Origin of the sequence: Nostoc sp. (assembly GCF_036917275.1) — a bacterium.
GTDB lineage: Bacteria > Cyanobacteriota > Cyanobacteriia > Cyanobacteriales > Nostocaceae > Nostoc.
The window spans coordinates 186,809-201,188 of record NZ_JBALDF010000030.1; the positions used below are offsets into that span (position 1 = coordinate 186,809).

The 14,380-nt window shown below is 41.4% G+C and carries 13 protein-coding genes; 9 read left to right on the forward strand and 4 right to left on the reverse strand.

The window, feature by feature from the left end; translation table 11 throughout:
• Positions 1 to 88 precede the first annotated feature (88 nt).
• The 3 genes from V7K35_RS11025 (at position 89) to V7K35_RS11035 (ending at position 4,695) form a co-directional block, all read left to right on the forward strand.
• A complete protein-coding gene (locus tag V7K35_RS11025) occupies positions 89 to 1,762 on the forward strand; it encodes a PfaD family polyunsaturated fatty acid/polyketide biosynthesis protein (protein ID WP_335078862.1) in 1,674 nt (557 codons plus the stop codon).
• A gap of 2 nt (positions 1,763 to 1,764) precedes the next feature.
• On the forward strand, positions 1,765 to 3,288 hold the full coding sequence (locus tag V7K35_RS11030) for a thioester reductase domain-containing protein (protein ID WP_335078865.1): 1,524 nt from the start codon (positions 1,765 to 1,767) through the stop codon (positions 3,286 to 3,288).
• A 603-nt stretch (positions 3,289 to 3,891) separates the two neighbouring features.
• Positions 3,892 to 4,695 carry an SDR family NAD(P)-dependent oxidoreductase gene (locus tag V7K35_RS11035; RefSeq protein WP_335078867.1) on the forward strand — a complete coding sequence of 268 codons (804 nt, stop codon included), beginning with the start codon at positions 3,892 to 3,894 and terminating at the stop codon, positions 4,693 to 4,695.
• A 20-nt stretch (positions 4,696 to 4,715) separates the two neighbouring features.
• Here V7K35_RS11035 and hetI read toward each other — a convergent pair whose 3' ends face one another.
• On the reverse strand, positions 4,716 to 5,435 hold the full coding sequence (hetI, locus tag V7K35_RS11040; RefSeq protein WP_335078870.1) for a 4'-phosphopantetheinyl transferase HetI: 720 nt from the start codon (positions 5,433 to 5,435) through the stop codon (positions 4,716 to 4,718).
• A 393-nt stretch (positions 5,436 to 5,828) separates the two neighbouring features.
• On the opposite strand from hetI, the gene V7K35_RS11045 reads away from it, so the two are divergent.
• Positions 5,829 to 6,098 (forward strand): hypothetical protein, encoded by a 270-nt coding sequence (locus V7K35_RS11045; RefSeq protein WP_335078872.1) that lies wholly within the window; start codon positions 5,829 to 5,831, stop codon positions 6,096 to 6,098.
• A 43-nt stretch (positions 6,099 to 6,141) separates the two neighbouring features.
• Entirely contained in the window at positions 6,142 to 6,309 is a 168-nt protein-coding gene (locus tag V7K35_RS11050; RefSeq protein WP_335078874.1) for a hypothetical protein, read from the forward strand.
• A 383-nt stretch (positions 6,310 to 6,692) separates the two neighbouring features.
• Here V7K35_RS11050 and V7K35_RS11055 read toward each other — a convergent pair whose 3' ends face one another.
• Positions 6,693 to 7,757 (reverse strand): YheT family hydrolase, encoded by a 1,065-nt coding sequence (locus tag V7K35_RS11055; protein ID WP_335078876.1) that lies wholly within the window; start codon positions 7,755 to 7,757, stop codon positions 6,693 to 6,695.
• Positions 7,758 to 7,913: 156 nt separating this feature from the next.
• Between V7K35_RS11055 and V7K35_RS11060 the strand changes: the two genes are divergently transcribed.
• From V7K35_RS11060 to V7K35_RS11070, 3 genes are all read left to right on the forward strand, one after another.
• Positions 7,914 to 8,657, forward strand: a complete 744-nt coding sequence (locus tag V7K35_RS11060; protein ID WP_335078878.1) for a response regulator transcription factor — start codon at positions 7,914 to 7,916, stop codon at positions 8,655 to 8,657.
• A 202-nt stretch (positions 8,658 to 8,859) separates the two neighbouring features.
• Positions 8,860 to 10,239 carry an HsdM family class I SAM-dependent methyltransferase gene (locus tag V7K35_RS11065; protein WP_335078881.1) on the forward strand — a complete coding sequence of 460 codons (1,380 nt, stop codon included), beginning with the start codon at positions 8,860 to 8,862 and terminating at the stop codon, positions 10,237 to 10,239.
• Positions 10,220 to 11,107: a restriction endonuclease subunit S gene (locus V7K35_RS11070; protein ID WP_335078883.1), complete on the forward strand. Its 888-nt coding sequence runs from the start codon at positions 10,220 to 10,222 to the stop codon at positions 11,105 to 11,107. The genes V7K35_RS11065 and V7K35_RS11070 overlap by 20 nt, the downstream gene beginning before the upstream one ends.
• Here V7K35_RS11070 and V7K35_RS11075 read toward each other — a convergent pair.
• Both V7K35_RS11075 and V7K35_RS11080 read right to left on the reverse strand, forming a co-directional pair.
• Positions 11,085 to 11,516: a putative toxin-antitoxin system toxin component, PIN family gene (locus tag V7K35_RS11075; protein WP_335078885.1), complete on the reverse strand. Its 432-nt coding sequence runs from the start codon at positions 11,514 to 11,516 to the stop codon at positions 11,085 to 11,087. The two genes, V7K35_RS11070 and V7K35_RS11075, sit on opposite strands and share 23 nt — an antisense overlap.
• Positions 11,513 to 11,734: an AbrB/MazE/SpoVT family DNA-binding domain-containing protein gene (locus tag V7K35_RS11080; RefSeq protein ID WP_335078887.1), complete on the reverse strand. Its 222-nt coding sequence runs from the start codon at positions 11,732 to 11,734 to the stop codon at positions 11,513 to 11,515. The genes V7K35_RS11075 and V7K35_RS11080 overlap by 4 nt, the downstream gene beginning before the upstream one ends.
• An 83-nt stretch (positions 11,735 to 11,817) precedes the next feature.
• Here V7K35_RS11080 and V7K35_RS11085 point away from each other — a divergent pair, with 83 nt between their 5' ends.
• On the forward strand, positions 11,818 to 14,229 hold the full coding sequence (locus V7K35_RS11085; RefSeq protein ID WP_335078889.1) for a DEAD/DEAH box helicase family protein: 2,412 nt from the start codon (positions 11,818 to 11,820) through the stop codon (positions 14,227 to 14,229).
• Positions 14,230 to 14,380 lie beyond the last annotated feature (151 nt).

A 14,380-nucleotide genomic window follows, 5' to 3' on the forward strand; every position in this document is an offset into this window, starting at 1 on the left:
TTTCAGATATGATTGAGGATTGCTATATAAAGAGTCTACACCTTTCAACTTTTATCATCCATTGTTTGTAATCAGAGGGATAACTGCCGTGACAACCGTAGATACGGTGCTAAGTAAACACGATAATGGTCTTAATTTCTCCGCCTGGTCTCATAACAAAAACCAGGTTTGGAAAGGTTCTTTAGAAACTGTATCTTTTGAGCAACAAACCATCAAAAATAAATTCATGGTGTTAGATAAACCCTGTTACATCGTGAAAGTTGCCGGAAAAATCGGTGTCACTAATGAGGGATATTTATCCCCTGGTGATAATGGCACAACAGCACAAGTAGAACTGCTAACATTTGCAGCACCAATCCACATTCAACAGTTTGGAGATCCCAATTTTCTCTCCTTTCATGGAGTGAAATATGCCTATGCTACTGGCGCAATGGCTGGCGGAATTGCTTCTGAAGAAATGGTGATTGCACTAGGAAAAGCGCAAATTTTGAGTTCCTTTGGTGCAGGTGGTTTAATTCCAGAACGTTTGGAAGTAGCTATAAATCGCATTCAAGAAGCTTTACCTCAAGGACCCTACGCTTTTAATTTAATTCACAGTCCTAATGAACCTGCGATTGAACGTCGGGCTGTGGATTTATACCTCAAATATCAAGTGAGAACAGTAGAAGCATCTGCATTTCTCGACTTGACCCCCAACATTGTTTATTACCGTGTTGCTGGATTGGGGTTGAATAACGCCAATCAAATTGAAATCAAAAATAAAGTCATTGCCAAAATTTCTCGCCGAGAAGTTGCTACTAAATTTCTGCAACCAGCACCAGCTAGAATTCTCAAAGAACTTCTTGAAAAAGGATTAATTACTGAGTTACAAGCAACTCTTGCAGCCAAAGTTCCGATGGCTGATGATATTACCGTCGAGGCTGATTCTGGGGGTCATACAGATAACCGTCCCCTAGTTTGTTTGTTACCTTCTATTATTGCTTTGCGGGATGAAATTCAAGCCCAATATCATTACCAAACACCTATTAGAATCGGAGTAGCAGGGGGAATTGGTACACCACAATCAGCATTAGCAGCCTTTATGATGGGTGCTGCTTATGTAATGACCGGCTCAATTAATCAGTCATGCGTTGAATCTGCGGCTTGTGAACATACCAAAAAATTACTAGCTCAAGCAGAAATGGCTGATGTGATGATGGCCCCAGCAGCAGATATGTTTGAAATGGGGGTGAAATTGCAAGTCCTCAAACGGGGTACGATGTTTCCCATGCGAGCGCAGAAATTGTTTGAACTATATCGCGCTTATGATTCGATTGAAGAGATTCCTTTGGTAGAAAGAGAGAAATTAGAAAAACAAGTTTTCCGTAAGAGTATTGCTGAAGTATGGGAAGGAACTGCGGCTTATTTGTCCCAAAAAAATCCTGAGAAATTGGGTAAAGCAGTCAATAATCCTAAACTGAAAATGGCGTTGATTTTCCGCTGGTATCTAGGATTATCTTCCCGTTGGTCTAGTTCTGGTGAAAAAGGTAGAGAAGTCGATTATCAAATTTGGTGTGGCCCAGCAATGGGCGGTTTCAATGACTGGGTGCGGGGTTCCTACCTGTCCGAAGCGAATAATCGTCAGGTAGTTGATGTTGCTAATCAAATTATGACTGGTGCAGCCTTTTTGTATCGTGTTCAAAATTTGAAAATTCAAGGACTGCAAACTTCTGATTATTACAGTCACTATCACCCTGTCCCTTATACATTAGTGGAGATTTAAAAATGACTATAAAACAGTCTTTTACAGCAGCTGATATTCAAGTATTTTTGATATCTAATTTAGCTGAGTTGCTAGGAGTAACAATTGATGAAATAGATGTTAAAGAACATTTAGAAAATTCTGGTTTGGATTCAGCCCAAGCAATGATTCTAGTAAGTAAATTAGAAAAACTGCTAGGATTTCAACCATCGCCGTTGCTCCTGTGGCATTACCCAAGTATTGAAGCTCTTTCACAGCGTTTAGCTGAAGAAGTGCAAGAGGGTTCACCAGTTCAAGACACAAAAGTTGTGCGTCAGACATCTTCTAATGCCAACGCTGCCCCCTCTGTTCTAAATTTAAGTGCCGAGGCTGTTCTTGACCCCACCATCCATCCCGGCGCTGCATCTAATGTGCCTGTAGGTGAACCCAGAAACATCTTTATAACTGGAGGAACAGGCTTTTTAGGAGCTTTTGTCATCCGGGAATTATTACAGGAAACTAATGCGGATATCTATTGCTTAGTGCGTGCTGCTAATACCGAAGAAGGCAAAAGCAAACTCCAAAATAATCTGCAACAGTATGCAATTTGGCAGGAAGAATTTAACTCCAGAATTATTCCTATTGTCGGCGATTTATCTCAGCCATTGTTAGGTGTTGGCTCTGAACAGTTTCAAATTTTAGCTGCCAATATTGATACTATATATCATAGTGGTGCTTTGTTGAATTATGTTTTTCCCTACTCTGCACTGAAAGCAGCCAATGTTTTAGGAACGCAGGAAGTTTTGAGGCTGGCATGTCAAATTAAAGTCAAGCCTGTACATTACGTTTCTAGTGTTGCTGTGTTTGAATCGACTGCTTATGCTGGCAAGGTTGTCAAAGAACAGGATGAATTCAATCATTGGGAAGGTATTTATCTTGGTTACTCCCAAACTAAATGGGTAGCTGAAAAGTTAGTCAAGATTGCTCGTGACCGAGGACTTCCTGTAACTATCTATAGACCGCCACTGATTTCAGGAGATAGCAAAACAGGTATTTGTAATACACATGACTTTATCAATTTGATGACCAAGGGCTGTCTACAAATGGGAAGTTTCCCTGATGTAGATTATATGTTAGATATGTCTCCTGTAGACTATGTAAGTAAAGCCGTTGTTTATCTATCACGGCAAAAAGAATCCATAGGCAAAGCTTTCAATTTACAACATCCCCAACCTGCCGCTTTGAAAATGCTAGTTGAGTGGATACGCTCATTTGGTTATTCAGTTGAGATGATTCCCTATGAAGAATGGCAATCAGAGTTAATCAATAATGTGTCTTCTGTGGACAATCCTTTGTACACTCTGCGACCCTTTTTACTGGAACGCTGGTCTGATGAACAACTGACTATTCCTGATTTGTACCTACAAGCTCGAAGACCTCATATTAGCTGCCAAGATACCCTTCATGCACTAGCAGGCAGTTCTATTGTTTGTCCTCCCATTAACTCTCAATTGTTTATGACTTATACTGCCTACTTGATTCAAAGCGGCTTCTTAAATATCGCTTAAGAATTCACAACTTTCGTAAGGTGTGTTGCGTTATAAACGTAACGCACCATCCTGGATATTTTCGGTGCGTTACAGAAGCCGTAACACAATATAAAAAACAGAAGTTTTGTGTTTTGTTTAGTCCATGTTCTTGAGAACTCAGTACTACTTAATAGTCAATATTTCAGATGCCAGCAACAACTCGTACACCAGTAGAGGCAATCTAATTGCCCTGTTTTTTTATACTCAATAATGTAATATTTTAGGATTCACCTCTTGACAGAAGCGATCGAGGATAGAATGGTTAGTGTCAGGCATAAAAGTTTGATTTTACCCGCTTGCTTTTGTGAGTAATCAAAAACGCTATCTGGCGACAAGCCGCCACGCATCTACACTAGCAGTCTGAAATAACCGAACTTCTTTAATACCCAACTTATTCGATGCATAAGCCCTAAATTTAGGTTTGTACCCCTACATCTATCCAACGCATCACACAAGCAATTGAAAGGGTAATAACTCAAGATATTTCTCGTCGGTTCAGATATTACGCGCACTTATTTGTAGAACGAGAACCACTATAAATGTAATGCAGCTTCATCAAGTCGAATTCACCAACCTTTTTACATGAACACAACACACCAAGGACAGAACAAACAAACTGCTCTTATTACTGGAGCAGCAGGTGGAATTGGCTATCAATTAGCATGTCTTTTTGCTGCTGATGATTACAATCTTGTCTTAGTAGATAGAAATGAGGTAATGCTTGTAGAAATTGCAGTTAAATTCCAAGAAAAATTCGGAAATCTTGTTACAACTATTGTTAAGGATCTATCTATACCAACAGCTCCTGAAGAAATTTTTGTAGAGTTGCAACAAGCCAATATTAAGGTTGATGTACTGGTAAATAATGCTGGATTTGGTGTCTATGGATTATTTCATGAAACCGACCTAGCTGGTGAACTGGAAATGCTACAGGTAAATTTGGTGTGTCTCACCCATTTAACTAAGCTATTTCTGAAGGACATGGTAAAACAAGGTCAAGGAAAAATATTAAATGTCGCCTCAGCAGCTGCCTTTCAACCAGGGCCTTTGATGGCGGTTTATTTTGCGACTAAAGCTTATATCTTATCTTTTTCAGAAGCGATCGCTAATGAATTAGAAGGTACAGGTGTCACTGTGACAGTTCTTTGCCCAGGCTCAACAGCATCTGCGTTTCATGAAAGAACCGGAATGGCTGACTCTAAGTTGCTCAAGGGCAAGAAAATGATGGATGCACAAACAGTAGCCGAAATTGGTTTTCGCGCCTTAATGAAGGGTCAAACCATTGTCATTCCTGGTTTGATGAATAAACTACTTGCAAAAAGCGTCAGATTTGTACCCAGAAACCTGGTGACAAAAATTGTTAGAAATATGCAGGAAGATAAATAAACGATTTAAAATACTGAAGATCAATACTGCCAACACTTTAAATGCCAGTCAAAATTCTCTATAGCAACAGCAGCAACATAATTGTTAGCAGGTAGTAGTTCAAAAAGACTCCAGTCTTCAGATATCTCTAACTTGGCTGGTTCTGTGAGAGTCAGCGACACTTCAACTTGCTCTAACTGAGCTAGTCCGTCTCCAGTTGCTTTTAAATAAGCTTCTTTACAAGTCCAGTAACGGAAAAATACCTCTTGCTGTTCGCTGGGAGATAGCGATCGCAACATTTCATATTCTCTCGGTAAAAAGAACCGTTTGGCAAGAGTTTCCAGATCAGACATCGGGCGAATATATTCTAGGTCTACACCAATTGGGCGGGTGCAATTCACCCCACACAAACCCAACCCTTGGGAATGAGATAAGTTAAACGCCAGTCCAGTATTGGCAGATACATTTGCCAATACTGGTTTGCCACGATGTTGATAATTAAACTGCACTTGTAGCGGCTGAATACCCAAATAGCGACCTAATATAGTTCGGAGAATACCACGGCCAGCAATGAACCGCTGCCGATGTTCCTGAAAATAGAACCGTTCAGCACGAGCCATTTCGTCACTGGAAAGAGTCGCTGCTAAATTTTGCAGCGGTGATTCTGGTTGGTCAAGGTCTATGCGCCAGACATGAATCTCATCCGGTAGCAAAGTTAAATCTGTTGGTGCAGGTAGCCAGAGATGATGAGTAGCAATCACGTCACTTCGCTCCGAATTCAAAATTCAAAATTAATAATCCCCATAAATAAATTTAGTTGCTCTGTAATAAGGACGCCGTATTTCTCTCTACGAGAAGCTTAATCACTTAGCAAAGTAGCTGCGCTTGTTTTTCCTAGAATGAATCTGCCAGAGGAGTTGTTAGATGTTAAGTCGGGCTGTAAACGTAACTATAGATAGCTGTAAGCGCTTTCCCTGACTAACATGCTAATTTATTACTCTACCGTGCCATTTTTATTACTTTAGATGTACTATCCTTTACTCAAGGTTAAATCCTCTGAAAGAGAATACGTTAAAACCCTTGACAGAGAATAATAAATTTTCTTTTGGCTACAACATTAGCTATTACAGTATTATTCTAAGGAATTACCAGGAATGTCTGCAAGTGATTCGCCAGTACGTAAGCTTTGTAAAGGTCAGATAGTAAGTTTTATAGGTGGGGAAGGCATGATCAAAAACTACCGATTTGAGTCAGGTAGCTGGGAATATTTGGTGGAAATGCCTATGGGACCAGAGCCAGAAATGGGTCGGGTTGGTTATGAAACCATGATTTGGCTACCTGAAGTAGATATCTCTTCACTGAGAAATAGTTTTTCTCAGAAATTGTTAAATCTGGAACAAAAAAACCTCCCCAAAGCTTGTTAAAAACCTATTAGAACTACTTTTTTACAAAACATAGTGAGAATGAATGCTCGTTAATTTGGAGTACTTTACCTTCTTTGTGCTGCTACTGCCAGCGCTGCTATTAGCAATTAAGCAAATGAGTGTTGCTTTGGATGAAGTAGATATTGAACGCTTTACTCTCTGGACAGGTGTTGCTTCTGTCATTGCTGGTTTACCAATAATATTGTGGTAGTTTCTCAGCCAATGCCATCTTCTCTATTACAATAATTGATTGTAGTAAAAACAAGCTACTCTGTTCACTTTTTTGGATTTCCAAACAATACGACGCCATGCGTCGAGTAGCCTAGCAACTTGAATATTTTCTCGCCTAGTACAGCACGGCGTAAATAAACAGACCATTCAAAGTGGCACAAAGCCCGGAATACAATTCTTTTGACTTTTGACTTTTACTTCTCTACGAGAGGCTGCGCCTTAAGCGTTCGCGTAGCGTCTCGTAGAGAAGCTATGCCGCAGGCTTTACGGCTCCGCCCTTTGACGCCGCTACTTCGGCTCCGCTCAGTACAAGTCAGGCTAAACTCAGTACAAGTGACTTTTGACTTTTGCCTTGCGGTACTACTACCCTATTTGTTTTTCCTCCAACCATTGTAAAATCCGATTCCACGCCCACCAAGGGTCAGGATCTTGTAATTGGCGCTGGCACTCTTTGCTACTCAAATAGCTAACATGACCACCGTACTGAGTGAGTAACAAATCTATTGTGGGATTGCGATCGCAGGCTTGTTGTAAATCCGGTATGATAGCTGGGTCAAAAAGTGGGTCATCAGCAGCATATAAAATTAAAGTCGGTTTCGAGATTTGTGGCAATATATGTAAAGGACTACTAGCTTGATAATATGCTTCCACAGAAGGAAAACCTAGTCGCTTAATTACTAGTTCATTGTCAAAACCCCAGATACTATTCGCCCGTTCAATCGCTGCTGGATCAATGCTTCCAGGATGGGCATCATGTATTTGCCATGCCAGTTTTTTTAAATTCTGTGCAATCCCCGCTTCCAAATATCTGCCGAAGGGCTTTGTAACTAGATAAGATAGCGATCGCTCAGAATCCAAACTGGGACAAATCACCATACCACCGCCAATATCGCTATCTTCTAGTCCTAAATCTCCATGCTCCCTAATCACCTCAAGAGCGACCTTTACCGCCCATAGTGCTAATTGCCCTCCTAAAGAATACCCTGTAAACCAAAATTTTCCCGGACATCCCATTGCTTTAGCAGCAGCAGCGATGCAAACAAAATCTTCCCCCTCGTACAAACCATCGGAAGTTAGAGTCGGGGACAATTGAGCAGTTTTGCCGTGGGCACGCCAATCAAATAACACCACAGCGTATCCTTGAGCGTAAGCCTTACGTCCTAGCACTCTCAAAAACCATTCTGTTTCTAACTCTCCAGTAATGCCATAAGTACCGATAATCGTGCTATGAGCATTTTCAGGGATGGCAACCAAGCCAAAAATTGGCACACCTTGGCCACCAATAAAGATTTTTTCCTGATAATACGGTTCTTGTAATAGAGTAGTACTTTTCCAGTAACGTCTTCCCCACAAAGCGGTGTATACAGTCATCTTTACACCGTTTTGTAAAAATCGAGACGGATTGTAGGGGGCAGTATAACACATCATAGACTATAAGATTTCGTGTAGTTGAGTCTTGATTTCACAGTCATTTAATCTTAATATTTATGTAAGATTTAAAACTTTTTCATATCGATTCAAAAGTCTTTGTATCTATACAAAGGTTGTTATTTATCCTTAATAAGTAGTAATAATTTTTTAAGAATGCCGAGGATTCTTGTCATAGACGATGACCCAGCGATTTCAGAACTAGTTGCCGTCAACTTGGAAATGGCTGGCTACGATGTTAGTCAAGCTGAAGACGGCATCAAAGGTCAAGCGCTGGCTCTCCAGCTACAACCAGACTTGATCATGCTCGATTTAATGTTGCCCAGAGTAGATGGGTTTACCGTTTGCCAACGCCTGCGTCGCGACGATCGCACCTCTGAGATTCCCGTGTTAATGTTGACGGCTTTGAGCCAAACTCAGAACAAGGTGGAAGGCTTCAACGCTGGCGCAGATGACTACCTCACCAAGCCTTTTGAAGTTGAAGAATTGCTGGCGCGGGTGCGGGCACTTTTGCGGCGGACTGACCGCATTCCCCAAGCAGCAAAGCACAGTGAGATTCTCAACTATGGCTCACTCACTCTCGTTCCCGAAAGATTTGAGGCAATATGGTTCAATGAAACGGTGAAATTGACTCATTTGGAATTTGAGCTACTTCACTGCTTGCTGCAACGCCACGGTCAAACGGTTTCCCCCAGCGAAATCCTCAGAGAAGTTTGGGGCTACGATCCTGATGATGACATAGAAACGATTCGAGTCCATATTCGCCACTTGAGAACTAAGTTAGAACCAGATCCCCGCCACCCCCGTTATATCAAGACAGTATATGGTGCCGGATACTGTCTTGAGTTACCCGGTATACCTCCATCAAGTGAAGGGGCTTCAGTAACAGTCGTTGAATGAAATCACGCTAAATTACCTTAACTAAGCCATCACTTAGGCAAGAACTCTCACAAACTTTTATTCCTTACCGTTTAGTTAAGGTTATTGGTGAGGTATGTAGAGACGTTGCAATACAACGTCTCTACTATTGACAGGTAAATTATTTTATGCCAAGGGTATTAGAGCTTATACTGATTTTTACCCTTGAGCTAAAACCTGCTGCATGACTGTCAACAATATCCTCCAATACGAATCAAATATCTGGGCAACTGCCGATTTGCTAAGGGGTTGCGGCATCAAGGAGTCGGAATGGCCATCCTATATGATGCCGTTTTTTGCGCTGGTGATGATTGAAAGCCGCTTGGTGAGGATGTTTGATGAATTAAAGGCGGAGATTGGCGAAGCGGCATTGGCGGAGATTGCGCCAGAAGATTTGACAGGGCTAATTGAGGATAAGGGGCAGGGTTATAACCTCTATATTTTCGAGAAGAACCAAACACTGAAGGATATCTGTAAAAATGATAAATCCTTTGATGTGGACTTTGAAGCGTACTTGCGGGGTTTTGATGGGGAAACAAAAGACCTGTTGGGGGTGGATGCAACGGAAGGTGAAAAGTTTCTCGATATTAAAGGGGTGATTACAAAGCTGAAGGCCAAAAAGGTGCTGTTGGGTTATACAAAGGAATGGAGCAGTATTGACCTCAAACCCTTTGATAACTCGGCAATTACGACGCTGGAAGAGCATATTAAGCGGCGTTGGGCGGATATTTCGGCGGAAACGGCAGGGGAACAGTACACACCAGATGATATCATCGGGTTGATTGCGGAGATTATTGCTTCTAAGATTGAGGAATCGAATAAGCTGTTAAAAATTTACGACTGCACCTGTGGCGGTGGTAACTTGTTGTTTGGGGTGGAAGATCGGATTCATCAGAGGTCTAAGCGACTAACCCAAACTTTTGGGCAGGACTGGAATGATGCGCTGTACGCGCTTGCAAAGATTGAAAGTCGGTTTCGAGTGGATTCAAAAATAGAGCATGGCAATACGCTTACAGATGATAAATTTTATAACGATGAGTTTGATATAGTAATTGCCAATCCGCCATACGGGGTGAGTTGGAAGGGTTATCAAAAGGATATTGATAACGACAAAACCCAGCGATTTAACTACCTACCGTCAATTTCCGATGGTCAGTTGTTGTTTATGCAGCACCTAATCTCGAAGCTAAATGCAAATGGCATGGGAGTTGTGGTTCATAATGGTTCGACGCTGTTTAGTGGGGATGCGGGTTCGGGAGAAAGTAATATTCGCAAATGGATGCTGGATTCGGATTTTGTGGAAGCGGTGATTCAGTTACCGACGGATGAGTTTTTTAACACGGGTATTTACACCTATCTCTGGGTTTTAAATAAGCATAAATCGCCGCAGTGTCGGGATAAGGTGATGTTGATTAATGCCAGTGAGAAGTTTAAACCACTGAAGAAAAATAAAGGCTCGAAGCGGAAAGAAGTGGATGAAGTCAGCCGCTTGGAGATCGTGGAAACTTTGAGGCGGTTTGGGGATAATGACTATGCACGGGTGTTTGATAAGGAATTTTTCTAGATTATATTTTGATAAATTTGGCGCAATAACTGTACCTTTCCCACCTGCTACCGAACAAAAAACGATCGCACTCTATCTCGATACTAAAACCGCGCAGTGCGATCACAAAATTGACCTCCTCGCCCAGAAAGCAATCCTATACGGTAAGCTCAAACAATCTCTCATCAACGAAACTGTAACACGCGGGCTTGATAAATCTGTGCCGATGAAGGATAGCGGGATTGAGTGGATAGGTGAAGTTCCAGACCATTGGAAAAATGGCAGACTCAAAGATTTTATAGAATCAAATACTGTGGTAAAAACACCAATACATCTAAATGATGGAGATTTAGTCGAATTTATCCCAATGACAAATGTTGATGAGAAATTGGGAAGAATCAAAGAATTTGATTTAGTGCCGCTAAAAGAAGTCTCTAACGGATATACAAAATTTAAGAATGGAGATATTCTTTTTGCCAAAATCACACCTTGTATGGAAAATGGGAATGCGGCTTTAGTTAATGATCTTAAACACAATATAGGATTCGGTAGCACTGAATTTATGGTCTTTCGACCTTTAAAAAAACTTATAGCTAGATATCTGCATTACTTTTTGCACAATGATCTTTTTAGAAAAAATGCAGAACCGTTTATGAAAGGAACAGCTGGACAGAAAAGAATTACAAATCTTTACATGACAACGCATTATCTGGCTTGTCCCCCACCCTCCGAACAAAAAGCGATCGCAGACTACCTTGACACCAAAACATCTCAAATCGACCAAATAATCCAAACCATCAACACCCAAATTGAAAAACTCAAAGAACTCCGCAAGACCCTAATTAATGATGTCGTCACCGGAAAAATTAGGGTGACTGGACATCAATAACATTTAGAAAATCTTCAGCAGTGATAATTGGGCAAGAAAAATTATCCTTTAAGCTGAGTAAATCGCGATCGCCCGTTACCAGATAATCCGCCTCACCGACCACAGCCAGAAGTAAAAAAGGCACATCAAAAGGGTCACGACATTCAGGAATTACAGGTAAAAGGTCAGGCATCACCACAGCTTCACAAAACAGTATGTAATCCGATAGTAAATCTTCTTGCTCAGTTGGCGTTAGCTGAAACTTTGGATAAGCCAGAACCCGAATTAACTCAGTCGTTGTCGCTTTAGAAACTAGGGGAGTGAAGCGATCGTCCTGCCAAGCCAAACGCAGTCTAGATACTCTACCCCCAAATATCAGCGCAGAAACTATAATATTAGTATCAATTACAACTCGTGGACAAACCATCATGACTGACGCGCCCAAGCTACCGCCTCAGCCACATCCTGTTCACTCAAGCCCAAATCTGCCAGCTTTGCCCGTACTGCATCAGCCCTCTGAATTTTTACAGGAGTCAGAATAATTTGTCCACCCTCCACCTTTACCTCAAAATACTCAGCCTCCCCGATTTCACGGGTAATACTTTTAGGCAACGTTAGCTGATTCTTAGAAGTTAACTTAGCGAGCATGACAAGCCTCCTAGCCTTTGCCAAAAAATGTAAGGATTCCTTACTTTCGTATATACATTCTACCTTATTAAGAGTCATGATATATGAGCGAACTGCACCTACAAGACAAATTTCTCATTCCTTTTTTTGGTAAAGAATTAGGCTACCAAGAAGTAAAAGCCAACACCATTACCAATTCCCTCATCATCGAAGAAGACCTCCAAGCCTTCATTTCCACCACCGAACTCAACCAAAAAAACTACGAAATCCTACTCAAAAAATATAACAACAACGCCCAAAAACTTTTGGCAGAACTAATCGAATTAATCCAAGAACGTATCGCCAGCAGCCGGAATATGGCGTTATTTATTAATGCCAATAAATCCGTAACTCTACAAGGCATCAAACTCTATCTGTTTTACACCGATGACAGTATAATTCACAATAGTAGCCTATTTGAGCAAAATATCTTTTCTGTCGTCCCAGAACTGCCCTACAAATATAAATATCAAGGCAAACAAATCTTCTCCTTCCGTCCCGATATCTGCTTATTTGTTAATGGTATTTACCTCGGTTACAGCGAACTAAAATTCAACCTCACCAGCCAAACAGCCCGCAAAAACGGACGCGGTAAAGTCATCAAAGACTACTTTGATGCCGTTAAAGTCTATTACGAAACCTTCGACGATAATCGCCACCTCAGCGACAAAGAAAAAGATCACTATCGCAAAGACTTCCTCAAAATCTTTGAAAAAGCCATCCAGATTACCAGCACTGACATAGCCGAAACCTATGTCATTCGCACTATCGATCACTTTTTTGAAGAAATCCTCACCACTTGTCGCGAAGGCAAATACGACCGCGAAGACTACGAAAAAAGAGCAGTAAAAATCTTTAAACCTTATCCACTACTAAATCCTGACGCGGATAAAAAAGATAAACTCAAAGAGCTTTTTACCGTCCATTATGGCAAAAGCTTTATTGAAAAAGAAATTCTTTACTACAATTTTATCGAGCGGGACGTATATGTTCTCAAAGGTAAAAAGGAACTCAAAAACGAATTAGGACACCTCATCTCACCCCGCCCCAAACAAAAATTTGGCACAGATAAAATTCTGGCTAAAATTGACGAATTTTTAGAACATGAAGCTGAAGACGATTATTTTATTCACCAACTAGAACAACAGCTAGCCCACGTTGCCCCCAGCAAACGCGCTGAATTAATCGAAAAGCGCAAAGCCTACGCTAATAATAAAAATGTCTATTCTTTACTACTACAATATGCGGCAGGCTTTGGCAAATCCAACATCATAGGCTGGACAGCTTTACAACTGAAGGATTTACGCCGCAACGGTGAATATGTCTACGATAAAATCATGATTGTGGTCGATCGCTTGCAACTCCGCAGCCAAATCGACTCCAAAATGCTAAACATGAACATCGATAACCGGATGTATATTGAGGCAAATAATAAAAAAACCTTTCAGGATGCACTTAAATCTGACACCCGTTTAGTTATCGTCAACCTGCAAAAATTTGGCGCAGTGCGAGAAATGCTCGACGCAGACACCCTGCAACAACTCGCCCAACTCCGCATCGTCTTCTTAATTGACGAAATCCACCGCTCTAATAGTGGCGACCAACACGAAGAAATGGTCAACATTTTTGACGAACTCCAAACCCCCTTCGACCAACAAACCCAATATAACCAAACCCGCACTAAGAAAAACCTGATTGTCGGTTTCACAGCCACTCCCGATGACCACGCCCTCACCCGCTTTGGAGAATTTAGCGGCTATGCCGAAAGTGAAAAACTTTGGGTTCCCTTCGATTCCTACACCATGAAGGAAGCCATTGAAGACGGCTTCATTCTCAATCCTCTAAAAAATATTGTCCCCGTTGCCTCCAAGATGCTGTTCGACATTCCTACTAACGAATTAGAAGGCTTCGAGGAACCCAATTATAAAGACGCAGATAAAAAGCAAATTTACGAAAACCGCGATCGTATTAATGCGATCGCCAAATATGTCGCAGACTTGCTGGTAAAAGACGTTTATCGGCAAATTCGGGGTACAGGTAAAGCCATGTTAGCGGTATATTCCATTAAAGCTGCGATCGCCTACAAACAAGCAGTTACGCAACATTTCAACGAACTGGTCAAACAGCCCAAATATGCCAAATATGCCGATGCACCCATTCATATCGTCTATTCCAGCAACCAAGACGAGCAAAACGCCACAGGGCTAAACAATGGACTGACCGAGGAAAAAGTCTTAGAAAACTTTGCTCTCAAGAAAAACGGCTTAATCATCGTCGTTGCCAAACTGCAAACCGGATTCGACGAAAAAAGACTGCATACCCTATTTTTAGATAAAGAAATTAAAGGTATTGCCGCAATTCAAGCTATATCACGGGTAGATCGCACTGCCAAATATAAAAATGACTGCAAAATCGTTGACTTTATTAAACTCAACGAGGTTGTCGCCAACCCCGTTGGTCTTCAAAACCGTGCGTGAGACTTTCATCTCACACGGCTCCTCAATGTTTTGGTGCTTGTCATGCATACCTCATTGGTCAAAACATTTGGCAATGTCAGCATCTAACACGTATTTTGGCTTCCGCCTGATTGCCAGAAATATTGCCTCTACCGCATCATGGCATGAGCGT

Bases quoted from the DNA above. Each gene is read 5' to 3' on its own strand.
- V7K35_RS11085 (WP_335078889.1), top strand. From the start codon at position 11,818: ATGAGCGAACTGCACCTACAAGACAAATTTCTCATTCCTTTTTTTGGT.
- V7K35_RS11035 (WP_335078867.1), top strand. From the start codon at position 3,892: ATGAACACAACACACCAAGGACAGAACAAACAAACTGCTCTTATTACT.
- V7K35_RS11080 (WP_335078887.1), bottom strand. From the start codon at position 11,734: ATGCTCGCTAAGTTAACTTCTAAGAATCAGCTAACGTTGCCTAAAAGT.
- V7K35_RS11060 (WP_335078878.1), top strand. From the start codon at position 7,914: ATGCCGAGGATTCTTGTCATAGACGATGACCCAGCGATTTCAGAACTA.
- V7K35_RS11065 (WP_335078881.1), top strand. From the start codon at position 8,860: ATGACTGTCAACAATATCCTCCAATACGAATCAAATATCTGGGCAACT.
- V7K35_RS11050 (WP_335078874.1), top strand. From the start codon at position 6,142: ATGCTCGTTAATTTGGAGTACTTTACCTTCTTTGTGCTGCTACTGCCA.
- V7K35_RS11045 (WP_335078872.1), top strand. From the start codon at position 5,829: ATGTCTGCAAGTGATTCGCCAGTACGTAAGCTTTGTAAAGGTCAGATA.
- V7K35_RS11030 (WP_335078865.1), top strand. From the start codon at position 1,765: ATGACTATAAAACAGTCTTTTACAGCAGCTGATATTCAAGTATTTTTG.
- V7K35_RS11075 (WP_335078885.1), bottom strand. From the start codon at position 11,516: ATGATGGTTTGTCCACGAGTTGTAATTGATACTAATATTATAGTTTCT.
- V7K35_RS11055 (WP_335078876.1), bottom strand. From the start codon at position 7,757: ATGATGTGTTATACTGCCCCCTACAATCCGTCTCGATTTTTACAAAAC.